This window comes from Paraburkholderia caffeinilytica (genome assembly GCF_046030355.1).
Classification (GTDB): Bacteria; Pseudomonadota; Gammaproteobacteria; order Burkholderiales; family Burkholderiaceae; genus Paraburkholderia; species Paraburkholderia caffeinilytica_B.
In genome coordinates, this window is the sequence record NZ_JAQQCQ010000067.1 from 1 (window position 1) to 388 (window position 388).

The following is a 388-nucleotide window of genomic DNA, read 5'->3' on the forward strand; positions in this document are numbered from 1 at the left end:
CTTGCCGAGCGCAATCGATGCCAACGGTGCGGTCAGCTACGGCGTAGGCGGCAACTCGCCGAGCGCGGGCGGAACGTTCTTCTTCACGGAAGCCGACCTGACCTACACGCTGGCGGACGTGCAGTACAACGCCGAACTCGACTACGGCCAGCAGCAGAATGCCGCGTTCAACGGTGGTCAGGCGCAGTGGTATGGCCTGTCGCTGCTCGCGCACCGCAAGTTCAGCATGCCGGTGGTGGGCCGCGTGGGCGTGACGGCACGCTATGACCTGCTGGTCGACAGCAAGAACGGTGGCGGCGGCGGTGGCATCGCGCTGAACGGCAACGGCATGGATACGTCGAACGGCTTCGGTATCGGTGCGGACTGCATCGCGAACTCGTCCAACCAT

At 64.9% G+C, this 388-nt stretch carries 1 protein-coding gene; it reads left to right on the forward strand.

The features are described 5' to 3' along the window. The coding region (locus PQQ95_RS36545) for a DUF3138 family protein (protein ID WP_408447266.1) at positions 1-388 on the forward strand (388 nt) is incomplete at both ends.